The following is a 3,792-nucleotide window of genomic DNA, read 5'->3' on the forward strand; positions in this document are numbered from 1 at the left end:
ATGCTTCATTGATCAGTAGTTGCTGATCGATAGTCAGAGCTACTGCTCTGCGCACTGCAGGATCGGAAAAAGGATTTGAAGAATCCTTCACGAGAAATCCGAGAATGGTCATCTTTAGTCCAGGGCTCTGGACAACCCGCGCTTTTTTTTCACCTTCTAATCGTGGCAAATCCTCTTCTGGAGGGTGATCGATCACATCTGCCCTGTCGTTCAGTATGGCGTTTATTCGTTGATTTGGATCGGAATCTGAAACAAAGACGGCACGATTCCAGTATGGTTTGCCTTTCCAGTAATTCAGAAAGCCCTGGACAACCGTCCCGTCCCTTTGGAACTTTACAAGCTTGTAAGGACCTGTTCCATTACAGCGTTTCGATAAGTAGTTTTCTGAGTTCTTCGGAACGATGAGCACCCTTGTCATGTTATTCAGTAAAAGTGGCGCTGGCTTCTCGGTCACAATCTCAACCGTATCAGCGTCCACCACTCGCACAACACGCATTAGGGGAAGCTCCGGTCTTATCCATGATTGCGGATGTTGGGTGCCGCGGTCAATGCTATATTTCACATCTTCTGCTGTAAAAGACGATCCTTCATGAAACCGGACGTTCATTCGCAAGTCAAATCGCCAGGTATTCTCATCTGGATTCGACCACGAAATTGCAAGAACGGGCACAGCCTGATTGCTCTCGGTTGAACTTACGAGCGGCTCATAAATATTGGAAAGGAATGAAAGTGTGCTTGAATCGTCGGTCGTATGAGGATCCAGAGATGTAATAGCCGTTGATGTCAGTACTCTCAGTTCTCGTTTTTCAGGCATGCCACATCCGGATAAAAACAAGCAAATCAAAGCAAAGCAGGCCCTCAGAGCAATTTTGAAAAACATCGTTTCCTTCAATCCTATTTTTTCTCCTGTTTCTATTCAACGATTTTCGCCGATCTTGCTGAAGGATCTTGCGCCATTGCAACATCAGCGCGGATAAAAAACCAGAGGACCGCTGCTGCAAACGCAAAAATCGATCCGGTGAACATAGCGGCGGGCCACCCGAACCTTTCAGCTGTGATGGGAACGAGCACTGCTCCAATTCCACCTACCGCGTTTCCGCCGGTGTTCAATACCCCGCCGGCTGAAGACGCGTGTTTACCCGCCACCGACGCGATTGCAGACCAGTAGGATCCTTCGGTTAGCTGAGTGCATCCAAATGAAAGAGAAAGCAGCGCAACCGCCGCAACAGGACCGCTTTCCACCGATCCGATCAACAGAAACAATCCTCCAAGGATCATGCTTGGGATCGGAACAAGGCGGTATCCGTTACGGGCGCCATATCGTTTGACGAAATGGTCGCATAAAAATCCGCCCAGTGTTGCGCCCACTGCTCCGACAATCCATTGCGCGGAAGTGAAGTAGCCGGCTTGCTCCTCTCCAAAGCGGCGAACGTCCACCAGATAGAAAAAAAACCAGTTGAAAAACAGATAAAAAACATAGTTTGTGCAGAAGTAACTTGCGCCGAGCAATAGAACATTGCGGTCTTTGAGCGTTCGTTTCCAGACTCCCTTCTCTTCCACCTGAGCTTGCCTGTTTGCATGAATCAATTCCAATTCTTTTGCGCTGATGGAAGGGTGATCGGCCGGCTGATCCCTGACGTATCGCCACCAGACGGCCGCGATCAAAAATGCAAGGGGCGCTGTGATAAAGAAGGATTCCCTCCAACCGTATACTTTCATCAACAACACCAGTAGCGGCGCTGCGGCCGCGGCGCCGAGAGTCAGCGCTGTGCTGGTCAAGCCGTTCGGGAGGCCCCAGGATGAAACGGGAAACCAGTTGGCAATCGCGCCTCCGATGACCGGGAAAATCGGAGCTTGTGAAACTCCAACCAGGAAGCGCACCACGATAAGAATGGTGAGGATGGTCGCTGGTGTTGCAACAGAACGGCCCGGTACGATTCCGGTCAGGATCGTCAACAATCCCCACAGGATGGCAATGATGGTCACCGCTTTCCGCGAACCGGCAACGTCTCCGAATACGCCGCCGGGAAACTGAAAAATTGCATATCCCCACGCAAATGCTGAAAATATGATCCCCAGTTGGATCTGAGTCAGTCCCAGATCCTTGATCATCGTTTCACCAACGATCGATAGGTTCGTTCGCAAAACGTAAGAAACAAAACTGGCCGCACAGATTAGCAGAAGTATCTTCCAGCGCACTGCCATACGTGCTTTGATTATAAGCGCAACAATGTAGCGCGGGCGTCTCGCCTGCGGAATTATGATAAAAACATTGATTTTACACGTCCGAAACAAACTCTTGATTCGCAAGAAATCAAGCCCGTCTAGACTGTCGGCTAGTTCAAATTTTACAGGAGACAAAGCGAATGAAAATTCAAACGATTGATGGCAAGGGTAACGGAACCACAGTGGTTCGCGTGATTTTTGCTGTGGTTTGTTTCGCAGTACTGTTTTTATTTTCACAATCAGCTATTGCCCAGGGAACCTTCTATGTGGAAGAAAAGAAAGAGAACAAAATTTACGTCTTCAACAACATGCAAGCATATAAGATGTGGAAAGAAGGCGGAGAGATGGGTGTTTCGATTACACGCATTGGCGCGGGTCCCAACGGGGAAACGATGGTGTTCGACAGTAATGAAGCGATCCATTTATACAACTTCAAGCATGATCTGCCTGCCGAAGTTCTGATCGTTCCCGAAGAAAAGAAACCCGTATTGAAAGTGACCTGGAAAGACGGCAAAACAACGATCGATACGGATCTCGCTCAATTGAATATTTCCAACAGGATTCAGGTCCGCTGGACTGAGTCGGAAGTTCTTGGAACTCTGCTTCCAGGATCTGATGGTGATGATAGCATTGGAACCTTTCGGATTCGCCGCGCAAAAACAAAATTCGATGGGTGGTTCTACAACAAAGACCTTACTTATGAACTGCAGTTAAACTGGGCCGACAGCGCGAATGTGCTGGAAGACGCTAACATGAATTTTGATATTACCAAAGGCAAAAAACTTTTGATGCTCAAAGCGGGACAATACAAAGTGCCTTTTGGCAGACAGGAGCTCACGTCGTCCGGCAGCCAGCAATTTGTTGATCGATCCGCTGTGTCGAATCTTTTTGCTCGTGGCCGTGACATTGGTTTTCAAGTGTGGGGGAATCCCATGAACGGCAAGATCGATTGGCGCCTTGGGATTTTTAATGGAAACGGCCGCACCATCAGCTTCAACGGCGATGGCGAATATCAGTACAACGGTCGCGTAACATTTCAGCCCTGGGGCGATGTGAAATACAGTGAAAGCGACTTCGAAAGCACAGATAAACTGCTGTTTGCTGTTGCCGCTCAATTCGATATCTTTCATCAATCGGTCGGCGCAACCGCCACAGCTGTTGCGATTAACAGAGACCACGATACTTACGGTTTTGATGCGGTCTTCAAATACAAAGGTCTGTTTGTATTCTACGAACACTTCTTTAGGCAGACCGACGATTTGGTTGCCAGTACCCAAGCAGATGTCAACGGATTCGTTTTTCAAGGCGGTTACTTCATTTATAAGCGCAAAATTGAAGTCGCCGGACGTTATGAGCGAATTGATCCAAATGAAGATAGAGACGATGACTTCCTGAAAGAATGGGCAATCGCATTCAACTACTTCTACAACAAACACAATCTCAAGCTTCAGGGCGATTATAGAAGAATCGAAAATGAAGCCAGAGACACCAAATTCGACGAATTTCGCGTCCAGCTCCAGTTCATATTCTAATTTGGTTATTATATCCGTTGACAGGTAGTGGCAG

3 protein-coding genes are annotated in these 3,792 nt (G+C 48.0%); 1 reads left to right on the forward strand and 2 read right to left on the reverse strand.

All coding sequences use genetic code 11. The annotated features are described in order from the left end of the window. The coding region (locus tag L0156_12740) for an ABC transporter substrate-binding protein (GenBank protein MCI0603867.1) at positions 1 to 814 on the reverse strand (814 nt) is incomplete at its 3' end. A 98-nt stretch (positions 815 to 912) separates the two neighbouring features. Then, the gene (locus tag L0156_12745) at positions 913 to 2,205 is read right to left on the reverse strand and encodes an MFS transporter (GenBank protein MCI0603868.1); all 1,293 of its coding nucleotides are present in this window, start codon (positions 2,203 to 2,205) and stop codon (positions 913 to 915) included. Between the two features lie 161 nt (positions 2,206 to 2,366). Between L0156_12745 and L0156_12750 the strand changes: the two genes are divergently transcribed. Continuing rightward, on the forward strand, positions 2,367 to 3,758 hold the full coding sequence (locus tag L0156_12750) for an OprO/OprP family phosphate-selective porin (GenBank protein ID MCI0603869.1): 1,392 nt from the start codon (positions 2,367 to 2,369) through the stop codon (positions 3,756 to 3,758). The last annotated feature ends 34 nt before the right edge of the window (positions 3,759 to 3,792 follow it).

It is taken from the genome of bacterium, assembly GCA_022616075.1.
In the GTDB taxonomy this organism is placed as follows: domain Bacteria; phylum Acidobacteriota; class HRBIN11; order JAKEFK01; family JAKEFK01; genus JAKEFK01.